Source organism: Streptomyces sp. NPDC002795, from assembly GCF_042888725.1.
In the GTDB taxonomy this organism is placed as follows: Bacteria; Actinomycetota; Actinomycetes; order Streptomycetales; family Streptomycetaceae; genus Streptomyces.
The window spans coordinates 123,572-138,605 of record NZ_JBIAQB010000007.1; the positions used below are offsets into that span (position 1 = coordinate 123,572).

13 protein-coding genes are annotated in these 15,034 nt (G+C 70.3%); 1 reads left to right on the top strand and 12 read right to left on the bottom strand.

The window, feature by feature from the left end; all coding sequences use genetic code 11:
• Positions 1 to 3 precede the first annotated feature (3 nt).
• The 9 genes from aroB to ACFYWS_RS21970 form a co-directional block, all read right to left on the bottom strand.
• Entirely contained in the window at positions 4 to 1,095 is a 1,092-nt protein-coding gene (gene aroB, locus ACFYWS_RS21930) for a 3-dehydroquinate synthase (protein ID WP_389279138.1), read from the bottom strand.
• The gene (locus ACFYWS_RS21935; protein WP_389279141.1) at positions 1,092 to 1,607 is read right to left on the bottom strand and encodes a shikimate kinase; all 516 of its coding nucleotides are present in this window, start codon (positions 1,605 to 1,607) and stop codon (positions 1,092 to 1,094) included. Before ACFYWS_RS21935 ends, aroB begins: the two co-directional genes overlap by 4 nt.
• The gene (gene aroC / locus ACFYWS_RS21940; protein WP_389279144.1) at positions 1,604 to 2,788 is read right to left on the bottom strand and encodes a chorismate synthase; all 1,185 of its coding nucleotides are present in this window, start codon (positions 2,786 to 2,788) and stop codon (positions 1,604 to 1,606) included. The genes ACFYWS_RS21935 and aroC overlap by 4 nt, the downstream gene beginning before the upstream one ends.
• Before the next feature lie 119 nt (positions 2,789 to 2,907).
• Entirely contained in the window at positions 2,908 to 3,741 is an 834-nt protein-coding gene (locus ACFYWS_RS21945; RefSeq protein ID WP_389279147.1) for a shikimate dehydrogenase, read from the bottom strand.
• Positions 3,722 to 5,392, bottom strand: coding sequence for an endolytic transglycosylase MltG (gene mltG / locus ACFYWS_RS21950; RefSeq protein ID WP_389279150.1), 1,671 nt, complete (start codon positions 5,390 to 5,392; stop codon positions 3,722 to 3,724). Before mltG ends, ACFYWS_RS21945 begins: the two co-directional genes overlap by 20 nt.
• A gap of 128 nt (positions 5,393 to 5,520) precedes the next feature.
• Positions 5,521 to 5,985 (bottom strand): Holliday junction resolvase RuvX, encoded by a 465-nt coding sequence (gene ruvX / locus ACFYWS_RS21955; RefSeq protein WP_266721783.1) that lies wholly within the window; start codon positions 5,983 to 5,985, stop codon positions 5,521 to 5,523.
• Positions 5,985 to 8,657: an alanine--tRNA ligase gene (alaS, locus tag ACFYWS_RS21960; RefSeq protein ID WP_389279154.1), complete on the bottom strand. Its 2,673-nt coding sequence runs from the start codon at positions 8,655 to 8,657 to the stop codon at positions 5,985 to 5,987. Before alaS ends, ruvX begins: the two co-directional genes overlap by 1 nt.
• Positions 8,657 to 9,034, bottom strand: coding sequence for a DUF6167 family protein (locus tag ACFYWS_RS21965; protein ID WP_389279157.1), 378 nt, complete (start codon positions 9,032 to 9,034; stop codon positions 8,657 to 8,659). The genes alaS and ACFYWS_RS21965 overlap by 1 nt, the downstream gene beginning before the upstream one ends.
• A gap of 8 nt (positions 9,035 to 9,042) precedes the next feature.
• Entirely contained in the window at positions 9,043 to 9,489 is a 447-nt protein-coding gene (locus ACFYWS_RS21970; protein WP_389279160.1) for a DUF948 domain-containing protein, read from the bottom strand.
• A 185-nt stretch (positions 9,490 to 9,674) separates the two neighbouring features.
• Here ACFYWS_RS21970 and ACFYWS_RS21975 point away from each other — a divergent pair, with 185 nt between their 5' ends.
• The gene (locus tag ACFYWS_RS21975; protein ID WP_389279163.1) at positions 9,675 to 11,936 is read left to right on the top strand and encodes an ATP-binding protein; all 2,262 of its coding nucleotides are present in this window, start codon (positions 9,675 to 9,677) and stop codon (positions 11,934 to 11,936) included.
• Between the two features lie 54 nt (positions 11,937 to 11,990).
• Here the strand turns inward: ACFYWS_RS21975 and rpsD are convergent, their stop codons facing one another.
• The 3 genes from rpsD to ACFYWS_RS21990 form a co-directional block, all read right to left on the bottom strand.
• On the bottom strand, positions 11,991 to 12,605 hold the full coding sequence (gene rpsD / locus ACFYWS_RS21980; protein ID WP_266721773.1) for a 30S ribosomal protein S4: 615 nt from the start codon (positions 12,603 to 12,605) through the stop codon (positions 11,991 to 11,993).
• Positions 12,606 to 12,969: 364 nt separating this feature from the next.
• Positions 12,970 to 14,337, bottom strand: coding sequence for a replication-associated recombination protein A (locus ACFYWS_RS21985; protein WP_389279166.1), 1,368 nt, complete (start codon positions 14,335 to 14,337; stop codon positions 12,970 to 12,972).
• Positions 14,338 to 14,386: 49 nt separating this feature from the next.
• On the bottom strand, positions 14,387 to 15,028 hold the full coding sequence (locus ACFYWS_RS21990; protein ID WP_389279169.1) for a vitamin K epoxide reductase family protein: 642 nt from the start codon (positions 15,026 to 15,028) through the stop codon (positions 14,387 to 14,389).
• Positions 15,029 to 15,034: the final 6 nt, after the last annotated feature.

Sequence of the window (15,034 nt, forward strand, 5' to 3'; positions counted from 1 at the left end):
GCCCTATTCCGCCACTTCGCCGTACGCGGCGAGCAGCACGGCGGGGTCGGGCCCCTCCAGGACGGTGGGCCTGCCGAGGCCGTCGAGGACGATGAAGCGCAGCAGATCGCCGCGGGACTTCTTGTCGACCTTCATCGTTTCGAGGAGCTTGGGCCACTGGTCGTAGCGGTAGCTCAGCGGGAGACCCACCGACTCCAGGACCGTGCGGTGGCGGTCCGCCGTCGCGTCGTCCAACCGGCCCGCCAGGCGGCCGAGTTCGGCGGCGAAGAGCATGCCGATGGAGACGGCCGCGCCGTGCCGCCACTTGTAGCGCTCGTTCTTCTCGATGGCGTGCGCGAGCGTGTGCCCGTAGTTGAGGATCTCGCGCAGGCCCGACTCCTTGAGGTCGGAGGAGACGACCTCGGCCTTGACCCTGATGGCGCGCTCGATCAGCTCGGCGGTGTGCTCGCCGGTGGGCGTGCGGGCCGACTGCGGGTCCTCCTCGATGAGTTCGAGGATCCTCTCGTCGGCGATGAAACCGGCCTTGATGACCTCGGCGAGACCGGACACGAAGTCGTGCACCGGGAGGGAGTCGAGGGCGGCCAGGTCGCACAGGACTCCGGCCGGCGGGTGGAAGGCGCCCACCAGGTTCTTGCCCTCGGCGGTGTTGATGCCGGTCTTGCCGCCGACCGCCGCGTCCACCATGGCGAGCACGGTCGTCGGGATGGCGATCCAGCGCACGCCGCGCAGCCAGGTCGCGGCCACGAACCCGGCGAGGTCCGTGGTCGCGCCGCCGCCGACGCCGACGACGACGTCGGAGCGCGTGAAGTTGGACTGCCCGAGGGCCTTCCAGCAGTAGGCGGCGACCTCGGCGGTCTTGGCCTCCTCGGCGTTCGGCACCTGGATGGCGATCGCCTCGAAGCCCTGGTCGGCCAGGTCGCCGCGGAGCGCCTCGCCGGTCTCGGCGAGCGCCTCCGGGTGCACGATGGCGACGCGCTTGACCTTGTCGCCGATCAACGAGCCCAGTTCACCCAGGAGTTGACGCCCCACCAGGACCTCGTAGGGGTCCGTGCCGGCGGTGCCGCCGACGTGGATACGAGTTACTTCCTCGCTCATGCCTGCTTCAACTCCAGTGCGTCGAGGACCGCTTCGGTGACCTCTTCGGGGGTACGGCCGTCGGTGGCCACGACCACGCGGGCGGCCTCGGTGTACAGATGGCGGCGCGCCTCCATCAACTCCCGCCACTGCTTGCGGGGGTTGACGGCGAGCAGCGGCCGGGCGACGTTCAGGCCCGTCCGCTTGGCCGCCTCGTCGACGTCCATCGAGAGATAGACGACGGTGTGCCCGGCGAGCAGGGCGCGGGTGTCGGCGTCGAGGATCGCGCCGCCGCCGAGCGAGAGCACGCCCTCGTGGCCGGCGAGCGCGGCCGCCACGGAGGCCTTCTCCAACTCCCGGAAACGCGCCTCGCCCTCGTCGACGAAGATCTCCGCGATGGTGCGGCCCTGTGCGGTGACGATGTCGTCGTCGGTGTCCCGGTAGGCGCAGCCGAGCCGCTCGGCGAGCAGCGCGCCCACCGTCGACTTGCCGACGCCCATCGGTCCGACGAGAACGACCTGCGGGCCGCTCACCGGATCTGCAGGTTGTCGAGGTACGAGGTGACGTTGCGCCGGGTCTCGGGCACGCTGTCGCCGCCGAACTTCTCCGCGACCGCGTCCGCGAGGACGAGCGCGACCATCGCCTCGGCGACGATGCCGGCGGCCGGCACGGCGGAGACGTCGGAGCGCTGGTGGTGGGCCTGCGTGGCCTCACCGGTGGCGACGTCCACGGTCTTGAGGGCGCGCGGCACGGTCGCGATCGGCTTCATCGCGGCGCGCACGCGCAGCAGCTCACCGGTGCTCAGGCCGCCCTCGGTGCCGCCGGCGTGGCCGGAGACGCGGCGGATGCCGTCGTCCGTCTTCACGATCTCGTCGTGCGCCTTGGAACCGGGCACGCGCGCGAGGTCGAAGCCGTCGCCGATCTCGACGCCCTTGATGGCCTGGATGCCCATGAGCGCACCGGCCAGGCGGGCGTCGAGCTTGCGGTCCCAGTGCACGTGCGAGCCGAGGCCCACCGGCACGTCGTAGGCGAGGACCTCGACGACGCCGCCGAGCGTGTCGCCGTCCTTGTGGGCCTGGTCGACCTCGGCCACCATCTGCTTCGACGCGTCCGCGTCCAGGCAGCGCAGCGGGTCGGCGTCCAGCTTCTCGACGTCGGCCGGGGTCGGGTAGACGCCCTGCGGGGCCTTCACCGAGCACAGTTCGACGACATGGCTGACGATCTCGATGCCGGCCGTCTCCTTGAGGTACGACCGGGCGACCGCGCCGAGCGCGACCCGGGCGGCCGTCTCGCGGGCGGAGGCGCGCTCCAGGATCGGGCGGGCCTCGTCGAAGCCGTACTTCTGCATGCCCGCGAGGTCGGCGTGGCCGGGGCGCGGGCGGGTCAGCGGCGCGTTGCGCGCCATGTCCTTGAGGATCTCCGGGTCGACCGGGTCACCGGACATGACCTGTTCCCACTTGGGCCACTCGGTGTTGCCGACCATGATCGCGACCGGGGAACCCATGGTGAGTCCGTGCCGGACGCCGCCGAGGAAGGTGACCTCGTCGCGCTCGAATTTCATCCGGGCGCCGCGGCCATAGCCGAGGCGGCGCCGTGCCAGGTGGTCCGCCACCATCTCCGTGGTGATCGGAACGCCGGCGGGAAGCCCCTCCAGCGTCGCGACGAGTGCGGGGCCGTGCGACTCCCCCGCGGTCAGCCAGCGCAACCTGCTCAACGGTGCTCCTCATGCTCGCGCTCTGTGTATGGGAACGATCCTCCCATGCCCGCGGAGCCCGACGTTTCCGGTGTCCGGGGTGCGGACGCCACATGAGACGCGGGCCACATACGCAGGCGTCAGCCGAGCGCCTTCACGCCCGCCGCGCGCATCGCGGCGAGCACCGGGCGGGTGTCGCCTGTGAACTGCTCGAACTGGAAGACGGCCTGGTGCACGAGCAGGTCGAGCCCGCTGAGCACCGCCCCGCCGCGCCGCTCCCAGGCCGCTGCCAGCGGCGTGGGCCACGGATCGTAGAGGACGTCGAAGAGCGTGCCGACGTCCTGCGGGACCGACTCCAGTAGGTGGTCCGTACCGCCCTTCGGCGTCGTGGCGATCACCAGCGGGGCCTCGAAGGCCGCTGCCGCCTCGTCCCAGTCGGCCGTGCGCACCCGGACCCCGAGGCGCTTGCCCCAGCCGCGCATCTCGGCGGCACGCTGTTCGCTGCGTACATAGGTGACGACTTCTCCGGTGCAGATCCGGGAGAGCGCGGCGAGCGCGGAGGACGCGGTGGCGCCGGCGCCGAGGATCGCCGCCGACTCGACCTTCTCCACGCCGCGCTCGTGCAGCGCCGCGATCAGCCCCGGGATGTCGGTGTTGTCGCCGACCTTGCGCCCGTCGGCGTGCAGCACCACCGTGTTCACGGCCTCCACGGAGCGCGCGGTCTCGGTGATCTCGTCGAGCAGCGGGATCACCGCGCGCTTCAGCGGCATCGTCAGCGAGAGGCCGGCCCACTCGGGCCCGAGCCCGGCGAGGAAGCCGGGCAGCGCCGCCTCGTCGGTCTCGAAGCGGTCGTACCTCCACTCGCCCAGACCCAGCTCCGCGTACGCCGCGTTGTGCAGCTGCGGCGAGAGGGAGTGGGCGATGGGCGAGCCCAGAACCGCCGCCCTGCGCAGGTCAGTTGGACTGGCTGGCATTGAACTTGTCCTTCAGCTTCTCGAACTCGGCGCCGGTCTTCGCGAACTCGGTCTTGTGCATGCCGTCCGTGGCCACGAAGTAGATCCAGCCGTCGTCCGTCGGGTTGAGCGTCGCGGCGAGGGCCACATCGCCGGGGTTGCCGATCGGGCCGGGCGGGAGGCCCTTGCGCGTGTAGGTGTTGTACGGGTCCTTGTTGCTGTTGATCTCGGACTCGCCGATATTGATGTTGCTCTGACCCTTGAGGTAGTTGAAGGTCGAGTCGAATTGCAGGAGCTGGTTGGTCTCCGTGTTCGACGTCTTGAGGCGGTTGTAGACGACCTCGGACATCTTGCGGAAGTCGTCGTGCGTCTTGCCCTCGGCCTGCACGAGGCTCGCGACGGTGAGCACCTGCCACGGACTGTCGAGGTGGAGCTTCTCGGCCTCGCCCTCGATGTCGAGCTGCTCGTACTTGTCGTCGGCCCGCGCCACCATGTCCTTCAGGACCTCTTCGGGCTTCATACCCTTGGCGGCCGCGTAGCTCGACGGGTAGAGGAAGCCCTCCAGCGGGTCCTTCACGGTGCGGTGGTCCAGCGCCCAGTCGGGCAGGCCGAGGTCCTTGTAGTCCTTCTTCGCGACCTTGGCCGTGGTGCCCTTGGAGACCTTGAGCTTCTTGTCGATCAGCGCGTAGACGGCTGCGTTGCGGGCGCCTTCGGGGATGGTGAGGTTGGCGCGGGCCGTCGGGCTGAGCAGCATGTCGACCGCGCTGGACGAGGACATCTGCTTCTCCATGACGTACGCGCCGTCCTGGATCGACTTGCCCTTCGGGTCCGCCGACTGCGCGGCGACGAAGGCGTCGACGCTCTGCACGACACCGGCGTCCTTGAGCTTCTGACCGATGGTGTAGCCGCCGGAGCCCTTCGGGATGACGACGGTGACCTGCTCGCCGTTGCCCTCGCCCGCGTAGTCCGGCGCCGCGCCGAAACGGTCCTGGTAGAACTGGTAGCCGAAGTAGCCGACGCCGCCGACTCCGGCCGCGAAGATCGCCGTGAGGACCAGGCAGGCGCAGCCGCTGCGCCGCTTCTTCGGCTTCTTGCCGCCGCGGCCCCGGCGCCCGCCGCGGCCCTCGTCGTAGTCGTCCTCGTCGTCGCCACCGCCGTTGAAGAACGCTTCCTCGCCCTGGTCGGGGCCGGCGTCCCAGCCGGTCCCCGGGTCCTGCGGTCGGCGGCGGCCGGGCGGCTCCGGCGGCGGGTACGCGCCGGGGGTGTTGTAGTAATCCGGCTCTTCGCCGTTGTAGGCGGCGTGCTGACCGGTGCCGTACGGGTCCGCGGGGTCCACGCCGTACGGGGGCTGGGCGTGCGGGCCGGTGTTGTCCCAGCCGCCCTGGCCCTGCTGGCCGCCGTACGACTGCTGGCCGTAGCCGGGATCCTGACCGTAGCCAGGGTCCTGACCGTAACCGGGGTCCTGCGCGTAGCCGGGGCCCTGGCCGTAGCCGTAGCCCTGCTGACCGTTGGCGTCCCAGTCACCGCCGTAGGCCTGCTGAGGGTCGTAACTCCCCTGGCCGCCGTAGGCAGACTGGCCTTGTCCGGCCTGCTGCCCCCACCCCTGGTCCCCGTACAGCGGGTCCGCGGGATGCCACGGTTCGGAGCCTTGGCCCCGGCCATACTCAGTCATCGGTCCCCTACAAGCCGCGAGGCGGGGTCGGCCGCTGTCCGATCTGGAAGGTCAACCGTCCCGCCTCTTGATGCTGTGCGGCGGCTATTCGAACACCGCCGGTCGCGCGGAACGTTACCGTATCGCGATCAGACAACCACTTCGACGCCCTCGCCCGGAGCAGTTCCTGACGCCCGTTCGGACTCAAGGGCCTGCTGGAGGATGATGACGGCGGCCGCCTGGTCGATGACAGAGCGGCCCTTTTTGGACTTAACGCCGCTGGCGCGCAGGCCCTGACTGGCCGTCACTGTGGTCATCCTCTCGTCGAGGAGTCTCACTGGAACGGGTGCGACACCTCGGGCGAGTTCCTGGGCGAAGCCGCGGACCTTGGCGGCCGCGGGACCCTCGCCCCCCTTGAGGGAGCGAGGGAGCCCGACGACGATCTCGATCGGCTCGTACTCCTCGACGATGGCCTTCAGCCGCCGGTGGGCGGCCGGGACGTCCCGTCCCGGCACGGTCTCCACCGGCGTCGCGAGGATCCCGTCGGGGTCGCAGGACGCGACCCCGATCCGGGCGTCCCCGACGTCGATCGCCAAGCGGCGTCCCCTGCGCATCAGTTGGCGGTCTCCGCGACGAGGCGCTCGACGGCGTCGACGGCGTCGCCGATCGCGGCCGGGTTCTGGCCGCCGCCCTGCGCGACGTCCGGCTTGCCGCCGCCACCGCCGCCGAGGGTCTTGGCGGCCGTACGGACCAGGTCGCCGGCCTTGAGGCCGCGGTCGCGCGCGGCGTCGTTGGTGGCGATGACCGTGAGCGGCTTGCCGTTGGCCGTGGTGAAGAGGGCGACGACCGCGGCGCGGCCGCCCTGGATGCGTCCGCGCACGTCGAGGACCAGCTTGCGCAGGTCGTCGGCGGACGTGCCGTCCGGGACCTGTCCTGTGACGAGGGCGACGCCGCGTACGTCCTTGGCACCGTCGGCGAGACCGGCGGCGGCCTGGAGGACCTTCTCCGCGCGGAACTTCTCGATCTCCTTCTCGGCGTCCTTGAGCTTGCCGAGCATCGCGGAGACCTTGTCGGGCAGTTCCTCGGAGCGGCCCTTGATCAGCTCCTGGAGCTGGGCGACGACCGTGTGCTCCTTGGCGAGGAAGCTGTACGCGTCGACGCCGACCAGGGCCTCGATGCGGCGCACGCCGGAGCCGATCGACGATTCGCCGAGCAGCTTCACCAGACCCAGCTGGGCGGTGTTGTGCACGTGCGTGCCGCCGCACAGCTCCTTGGAGAAGTCGCCCATGGTGACGACGCGGACGCGCTCGCCGTACTTCTCGCCGAACTCGGCGATGGCGCCCTGCTTCTTGGCGTCGTCGATCGACATGACCTCGGCGTGCACGTCGAGTTCGCGGGCCAGGACCTCGTTGATCTTCTGCTCTACGTCCGTCATCACGGCCGTGGGCACGGCGGACGGCGAACCGAAGTCGAAGCGGAAGCGGCCCGGCTGGTTCTCGGAACCGGCCTGCGCGGCCGTCGGGCCGAGCGCGTCGCGCAGCGCCTGGTGCGTCAGGTGCGTGGCGGAGTGGGCGCGGGCGATGGCGCGGCGGCGGGTCACGTCGATGATCGCCTGGGCCGGGGCACCGACGGTCACCTCGCCGACCTGCACGACGCCCTTGTGGACGTACACGCCGGGGACCGGCTTCTGGCAGTCGCGGATCTCGACGACCGCGCCGTTGTCCAGCTTGATGCGGCCGGTGTCACCGATCTGGCCGCCGCCCTCGGCGTAGAACGGGGTGCGGTCGAGCACGACCTCCACCTCGTCGCCCTCGGTGGCGGCCGGCGAGGAGACGCCGTTCACCAGCAGGCCGACGACGCGGGACTCGCCCTCGGTCGACGCGTAGCCGATGAAGTCGGTGGCGCCCGCGGCGTCCGCGATCTCGCGGTACGCGCCGACGTTGACGTGGCCCGTCTTCTTGGCCTGGGCGTCCGCCTTGGCGCGCTCCCGCTGCTCCTTCATCAGGCGCCGGAAGCCGTCCTCGTCCACGGACAGGCCCTGCTCGGCGGCCATCTCCAGGGTGAGGTCGATCGGGAAGCCCCACGTGTCGTGGAGCAGGAACGCCTTGTCGCCGGCGAGGACCGACTTGCCTTCGGCCTTCGTCTCGGTGACGGCGGTGTCCAGGATGTTCGTGCCGCCCTTGAGGGCCTTGAGGAACGCGGCCTCCTCGGCGAGCGCGACCGTCTCGATGCGCTTGCGGTCGGAGATCAGCTCCGGGTACTGCAGACCCATCGTGTTGATCACGACGTCGAGCAGCTCCTGCACGACCGGTCCCGTGGCACCCATGAGGCGCATGTTGCGGATGGCGCGGCGCATGATGCGGCGCAGCACATAGCCGCGGCCCTCGTTGCCGGGCGTGACGCCGTCACCGATGAGCATCGTCGACGTACGCATGTGGTCGGCGACGACGCGCAGCGAGACGTCCGACTCGTGCTTGTCGCCGTACCCGACGCCGGTCAGCTCGGTGGCCTTGTCGATGACGACGCGCAGGGTGTCCGTCTCGTACATGTTCTGTACGCCCTGGAGGATCATCGCGAGGCGCTCGAGGCCGAGACCCGTGTCGATGTTCTGCGACGGCAGGTCACCGAGGATCTCGAAGTCCTCCTTGCCGATGCCGGCGCCGCGCTCGTACTGCATGAAGACCAGGTTCCAGATCTCCACGTAGCGCTCGTCGTTGACGATCGGGCCGCCCTCTTCGCCGAACTCGGGGCCGCGGTCGTAATTGATCTCGGAGCACGGGCCACACGGGCCGGGGACGCCCATGGACCAGAAGTTGTCCTTCTTGCCCAGGCGCTGGATGCGCTCCTTCGGCACGCCGACGACCTCGTGCCAGATCCGCTCGGCCTCGTCGTCGTCGAGGTAGACGGTGATCCAGAGCTTCTCGGGCTCCAGGCCGTAGCCACCGTCCGCCACGGAGCTGGTGAGCAGCTCCCAGGCGTACGTGATGGCGCCTTCCTTGAAGTAGTCGCCGAAGGAGAAGTTGCCGCACATCTGGAAGAACGTGCCGTGCCGCGTGGTCTTGCCGACCTCTTCGATGTCCGGCGTGCGCACGCACTTCTGGACCGAAGTGGCGCGCGGCGCGGGCGGCTTGACCTCACCCAGGAAGTAGGGCTTGAACGGGACCATGCCTGCGGGAACGAGCAGCAGAGTCGGGTCGTCCGCGATGAGCGACGCCGAGGGCACGACCTTGTGGCCACGCTCCTCGAAGAAGCTCAGCCAGCGGCGACGGATTTCAGCCGACTCCATCAGTGGTCCTCATTCCGATTGTTGATCGAGTACCGCGTGTTCTCGAGGTACTTGGGTTGCTTCATTTGCTTGATTTGCTTGGTCTGCTTCGTGGCGAAGGTGTTCTGGATGACCGCGAAGCGGCTCTGCGGCGCCAGTTCGGGATCCGGCGCCTCGTTGATGCCGAGGGCGTCGCCCAGTTCGGCCTCGCGTTCGGCCATGTTGTCCCGGACGTCGAGAGCGAAGTCCTTGAGCTTGTGGCCCGCTTCGACCGCCTTGTTGGCGGCCTGGGCAGCGAGCGACTCCGGCGTCAGCTGCTTGAGCTTGCGGTTGACCTTGGTGGTGGCCCATACGCCGGCGGCTGCGCCCGCGGTGAACCAGAACGTACGGCGGAACATGTCTTCGGTCAGTCCCTCTGGTTCCGATTGGCCCGCCTGGCCCGCCGCGCCCCGGGGAGCGGACGCCCCACGATCACGGTGCGGCGCGGCTCCTTGGCGGGCGCGTCCTTGCCCCGGCCGCCGATGGCCCGGCGCACTCCGTAGCCGAACGCGGCCACCTTGACCAGCGGGCCTCCGAAGGTGGAGGCCACGGTGGAGGAGAGCGCCGACGCGTTCGACGTGACTTCCTGGACGTCCGAGGCGATCGAGTCGACACGGTCGATCTGGGTCTGCGCCGATCGCACCGCGTCGGAGGCGTCGGCGAGCAGCGGGACGGCCTGTTCGGTCACGTCCGAGACCAGCTTGGTGGTCGCCCTGAGCGTCTGGGCCAGCCTCACGAGCGCCACCGCGAGGAAGGAGACCAGAATCGCCCAGAAGACAGCCACCAGAATCCCGGCAACCTCTCCACCGGACACGTGGCACCGCTCCCTAGCTCTGTACGAGGACTCTGTACGAACGCACAGCTGCTGAACATCAAAAAGTCGTCCCCCGAGCCTATCGCGCCCGACCCCGCGCTCCCTACCGCATTCGCGTCCCGGGCGGTGGACATTCGGGAGAGCGATTGTACGGACCGCACACGCCTGAGTACGCTCTGTGCCCCATGCGACGCACTTCGCGCCCCACAGATGTCCCCGCCGGTCCCCCACAACCCGGCAACCTCCCCCACGAACTCAATCGTTTCGTCGGCCGTGCCGCCGAACTCGCGGCGCTGGCAGCGGCCCTGGAGTCGGGCCGCCTCGTCACGGTCACCGGAGTCGGCGGTGTCGGCAAGTCCCGCTTCGCCGCCCACGCCGCCGCCCGGGTCCCGCACTCCCTGTGTCCCGACGGGGTGTGGCGGGTGGAGCTGTCGACCGTGCGGTTGCCGGAGCTCGTCGAGTACACGCTCGCCGAGGCACTCGGCCTCACCGACCACACCACCCGCGCGCCCCGCCAGGTGCTGGTGGACCACCTCGCCGAGCGCCGACTCGTGCTCGTACTCGACGGTTTCGAACACCTCGTCGACGCGTGCGCCTCTCTCATACGGGACCTGCTGCGCGCTGCGCCGGGGCTGCGGGTGATCGCCGTGGGCCGCAGGCCGCTCGCCGTCGACGGGGAGCAGGTGTTCCCGCTGGCGCCGCTGACGCCCGCCGACGCGGCGGAGCTGTTCGCGGACCGGGCGAGGGCGCTGCTGCCCGGGTTCCAGCTGGACGGCCGCACGCTGGTCGACGTACTGGAGGTGTGCCGGCGCCTCGACTGTCTGCCGCTCGCGGTGGAGCTCGCGGCCGGGCGGCTGCGGGTGCTGTCGCCGCCGCAGCTGATGGAGCGGCTCGACGACCGGTTCCGGCTGTTGCGGGGTGGCGGCCGGGACCTGCTGCCGCGCCACCAGACGCTGCGTACCACGATCGGCTGGAGCCATGAACTGTGCACGCCCCAGGAGCGGTTGCTGTGGGCGCGCCTTTCGGTGTTCTCCGGTTCGTTCGACCTGGAGGCGGCGGAGTACGTGTGCGGGGGCGAGGGCCTGCCCGCGGACGACGTGCTCGACGTCCTCGACGAGCTGCTCGCGCAGTCCGTGGTCGTCCGCGAGGAGGCCAGGGGCGAGGCGCGCTACCGGATGCTCGACACGGTGCGCGCGTACGGGGCCGAGTGGCTGGACGGTCTGGACGACGGCCGCCGGATGCGGCGCAGGCACCGCGACTGGTACATGGGCCTGGCCACCTGGTGCGAGCTGGACTGGTTCTCGCCGCGGCAGGGCGAGGTGGCGTCCCGGATCGAGGCGGAGTTGCCGAATCTGCGGGCGGCCCTCGAACACTGCCTGACCGAACCGGGCGAGACGCATCTGGGCCAGTACCTGGCGGGCACGCTCTGGTTCTACTGGGCGGGCTGCGGGCGGCTCTCCGAGGGGCGGCACTGGCTGGACCGCAGCGTCGGCCTTGACGTCGAGTTCGACGACGGTGACATCTGCTCCGGGCTCGTCGGCGAGGACGGCGAGGGCTACGAGGACACGGAGTTCGGGGCCTCGCGCCTCAAGGCGCTGTGGGTGCTCGGCTACGTAGCGATCCTCCAGGGCGACACCGTGCCCGCGCTCGCCGCGCTGCAGGAGTGCCGCGAGGGGGCGGAACGCACCGGCGACGCCACGGCGCTCGCGTACGCGGTGCACCGCACCGGGTGTCTGGCCCTGGTCACCGACGACATGCCGCGCGCGGAGGACCTGCTGCGCACCGCGCTGGCCGGCTACCGGGAGATCGGCGAGCTCAACAGCAACGTGCTGATGGGGCAGGTCGAGCTGGCGATGGCGCTCGCCTTCCAGGGCGATCTGGCGGAGGCCGTGGCGCTGTGCGCGGACGTACGGCAGGTCTGCGAGGACCACGGGGAGCGCTGGACCCTCGCGTACGCGCTCTATGTGCTGGCGTACGCGCAGTGGAAGGAGGGGAGTTACGCGCAGGCGCGCGGGCTGCTCGACGCGTGCCTGGCCATCGACCACGAGTTCAACGATCTGCTGGGCACGGTGCTGTCGATGGAGCTGCTCGCCCTGGTCACGGTCGAGGAGGGGGACGCCGCCGAGGCCGCGGTGCTGCAGGGGGCGTCGGCCCGGATGTGGTCCTCCGTGGGGCTGCCGCTGTTCGGCTCGGCCCACTACAACACGCCGCACGAGCGGTGCGAGACACAGGCACGGCAGGTGCTCGGCGACGCCCGCTTCGCGGAACTCGCGCGTACGGGTGAGCAGTTGGAGCACGACGAGGCGGTGGCCCGCGCGCTGAGCCGCGGCCGGCGGCAGCGCCCGGCCACAACGGTCCCGCATCCGGCCCGCCTCGCGGAACCGGTCGCCCACAAACGCGAACCCGCCGCCTCCCGCACCTGGAAGGGCGGGGAGACGGCGGGCTGAAACGCAGGTGAGACTACGTCCGCACTCCCGTGAGGGAGACTCCGGTGAGGGAGATCAGCGGGCGTAGTACTCGACGACGAGCTGCTCGTCGCAGATCACGGGGATCTCCTTGCGGTTCGGGTCACGGTCCAGGCGGAAGGCCAGAGCCTTCAGGTTCACCTGGAGGTAACGCGGGGTCTCGCCGTCGGGGGCGAAGCCACCCTCACGCGCGACCTGGAACAGCGGCTTGTTGCGGCTGCGCTCGCGGACCATCACGACGTCGTCGGGACGGACACGGAACGACGGCTTGTCGACCTTGCCACCGTTGACCTCGATGTGGCCGTGGCCGACCATCTGACGGGCCTGGTAGATCGTGCGGGCGATGCCCGAACGGAGAACCAGGGCGTCGAGACGACGCTCGAGCTCGATGACCAGGGCCTCGCCGGTCTTGCCTTCGGCCTTCTTCGCGCGGTCGTAGGCGCGGGCCATCTGCTTCTCGCTCAGGTCGTACTGAGCGCGCAGACGCTGCTTCTCGAGCAGACGGACCTTGTAGTCCGAGTTCTGCTTGCGGCCGCGGCCGTGCTCGCCCGGCGGGTAGGGGCGGGCCTCGAAGTACTTGACGGCCTTCGGGGTCAGCGCGATGCCGAGGGCACGCGACTTCTTGACCTTGGGACGGGACTGGTTCGGCATGAACCAAACACCTCGTGTTTCTGATGCGAATACGGCTTCACCAGGGTTCAGGGAGGTCGCATCCGCAGCCCGGGAAACCCCACCGCTGTCCTTGCGGACGGCAGGGCAGCCGTTCCCAGATCTGGGCACATACGTGCAGCACGCGAGTGGCCCACCGACCGGGCTCCTGGCCCTTGCGGGCCGGGCTGGTGGTGGGCTGCCCGCGACACCTTCGACGGTGCGCGACGCTCCTGGATCTCCTGTGCCGTACGGTTTCTACGCCGAACGGTTCGGGGGATCCGGCTTGATGTCCCGCTCTGGTGATGCCGGTCTCCCTTTCGGGATCCCGGGCACGGGACACAGCACTTCGGGGCAGTCTACCGGATCAGTCGGACCCCTCGCCGCCAGGGCCCCCGAGCCGCTCGCGGACCCGCTCCACCACGTCCGCGTAGCGGGCCTCCGCCCCGTAGCGCGTCGGCTGGTAGTAGCGGCGGCCCGCTATCGCGTCCGGCGCGTACTGCTGGGCGGCGATGCCGCCGGGCACATCGTGCGGATACACATAGCCCTGCGCGTGCCCCAGCTTGGCGGCGCCCTTGTAGTGCCCGTCACGCAGGTGCGGCGGCACGGGACCGGCCAGGCCCTTGCGGACGTCTTCCATGGCGGCGCCGATCGCCGTCGTCGCCGCGTTCGACTTCGGGGCCAGGGCGAGGGCGATCGTCGCGTGGCTCAGGGTGAGCGCCGCCTCCGGGAAGCCGATCATCGCGACGGCCTGGGCGGCGGCGACGGCGGTCGGCAGGGCCGTCGGATCCGCGAGGCCGATGTCCTCGCTCGCGGAGATCATCAGGCGGCGGGCGATGAAGCGGGGGTCCTCACCGGCCTCGATCATGCGGGCCAGATAGTGCAGCGCCGCGTCCACGTCCGAGCCGCGGATGGACTTGATGAGGGCGCTCGCCACGTCGTAGTGCTGGTCCCCGTCCCGGTCGTAGGTCACCGCCGCGCGGTTCACCGACTCCTCGACGCTTTCGAGGGTGATGGTCTCCTCGCCCTTGTCGATGGCCGCTCCGGCCGCCGCCTCCAGGGCGGTGAGCGCGCGCCGGGCGTCGCCTCCGGCCACGCGCAGGATGTGCTCCTCGGCGTCCTCGGCGAGCGTCACCGCGCCGGCGAGGCCGCGCTCATCGGTGAGCGCACGCGCGAGCAGTCCGCGCAGGTCGTCATCGGTGAGCGATTCGAGGGTGAGCAGCAGGGAGCGGGACAGGAGTGGGGAGATCACCGAGAAGTACGGGTTCTCCGTGGTCGCCGCGATCAGCGTCACCCAGCGGTTCTCGACGGCGGGCAGCAGCGAGTCCTGCTGGGCCTTGCTGAAGCGGTGGATCTCGTCGAGGAAGAGAACGGTGTCCTTGCCGTGGGCGCCCAGGGCGCGGCGGGCGCCCTCGATGACGGCCCGTACTTCCTTGACGCCCGAGGTGATCGCGGACAGCTCCACGAACCGCTTGTTCGTCGCCTTGGACACCACGTACGCGAGCGTCGTCTTGCCGATGCCCGGCGGGCCCCAGAGGATCACCGAGGAGGCGCCCGCGGGCCCTGAGCCGCCCTCGCCGACGAGCCGGCGCAGCGGCGAGCCCTGCTTGAGCAGGTGCTGCTGGCCGACGACCTCGTCGAGGACGCGCGGGCGCATCCGGACGGCCAGGGGGCTCGCGGTCGGGTCCTTCTCCTGGCGCTCTTCGGCTGCGGCGGTGAACAGGTCGGCTTCCACGATCAGAACCCTAAGTCACGCCACTGACAACGCCGCGGGCACGGGCCGCTCAGGCCCAGAGCGTGGCGCCCCAGCGCGTGAAGATCAGCACGGCGATGATGCCGATGTGCAGCACCGGCAGGGCCCAGGTGAAGTCCTCGAAGAACGTCCTGACCGGGCGCGGGGCCGGCAGGAAGCCGTTGCGGAAGTTGAACGACGTGACGTACCAGAACATCAGGATCGTGGCGACCCAGGCGAGGCAGCACCACAGGCACAGTGCGTTGATCCGGTACAGGGACTGGAACTGCAGCCAGGTCACGAATCCGACGCCGAAGAGGCAGCCGAAGTTGAAGGTCAGCCAGTACCAGCGGGGGAACCGTGCGCCGGCCAGCAGGCTCATGCCGACGCCGATCACGATGGCGTAGGTGACGAGGCCGAGCCACGGGTTCGGGAACCCGAAGGCCGTCGCCTGCTCGCTCTTCATGATGTTGCCGCAGGAGATGACCGGGTTCAGGGAGCAGCCCGGCGTGAAGTTCGGGTCCTCGGCGAGCTTGAGCTTGTCGAGGGTGATGATCCACGAGGCGAGCAGCCCTGCCGCCCCTGTGATCACCAGAAGCAGCCCGAAGGCCCGGCTGCCACCGACGGATCGCGGTGCGGGCTCGACACCGGCGTCACGGGAGCCGGTGTCGCTTACTGTCGTCGTCTTGCTCATCACGCC

Coding starts and splice junctions, on each gene's coding strand:
- aroB (WP_389279138.1), bottom strand. CDS start 1,095: ATGAGCGAGGAAGTAACTCGTATCCACGTCGGCGGCACCGCCGGCACG.
- ACFYWS_RS21965 (WP_389279157.1), bottom strand. CDS start 9,034: ATGTTCCGCCGTACGTTCTGGTTCACCGCGGGCGCAGCCGCCGGCGTA.
- ACFYWS_RS21990 (WP_389279169.1), bottom strand. CDS start 15,028: ATGAGCAAGACGACGACAGTAAGCGACACCGGCTCCCGTGACGCCGGT.
- alaS (WP_389279154.1), bottom strand. CDS start 8,657: ATGGAGTCGGCTGAAATCCGTCGCCGCTGGCTGAGCTTCTTCGAGGAG.
- ACFYWS_RS21975 (WP_389279163.1), top strand. CDS start 9,675: ATGCGACGCACTTCGCGCCCCACAGATGTCCCCGCCGGTCCCCCACAA.
- ruvX (WP_266721783.1), bottom strand. CDS start 5,985: ATGCGCAGGGGACGCCGCTTGGCGATCGACGTCGGGGACGCCCGGATC.
- mltG (WP_389279150.1), bottom strand. CDS start 5,392: ATGACTGAGTATGGCCGGGGCCAAGGCTCCGAACCGTGGCATCCCGCG.
- ACFYWS_RS21945 (WP_389279147.1), bottom strand. CDS start 3,741: ATGCCAGCCAGTCCAACTGACCTGCGCAGGGCGGCGGTTCTGGGCTCG.
- rpsD (WP_266721773.1), bottom strand. CDS start 12,605: ATGCCGAACCAGTCCCGTCCCAAGGTCAAGAAGTCGCGTGCCCTCGGC.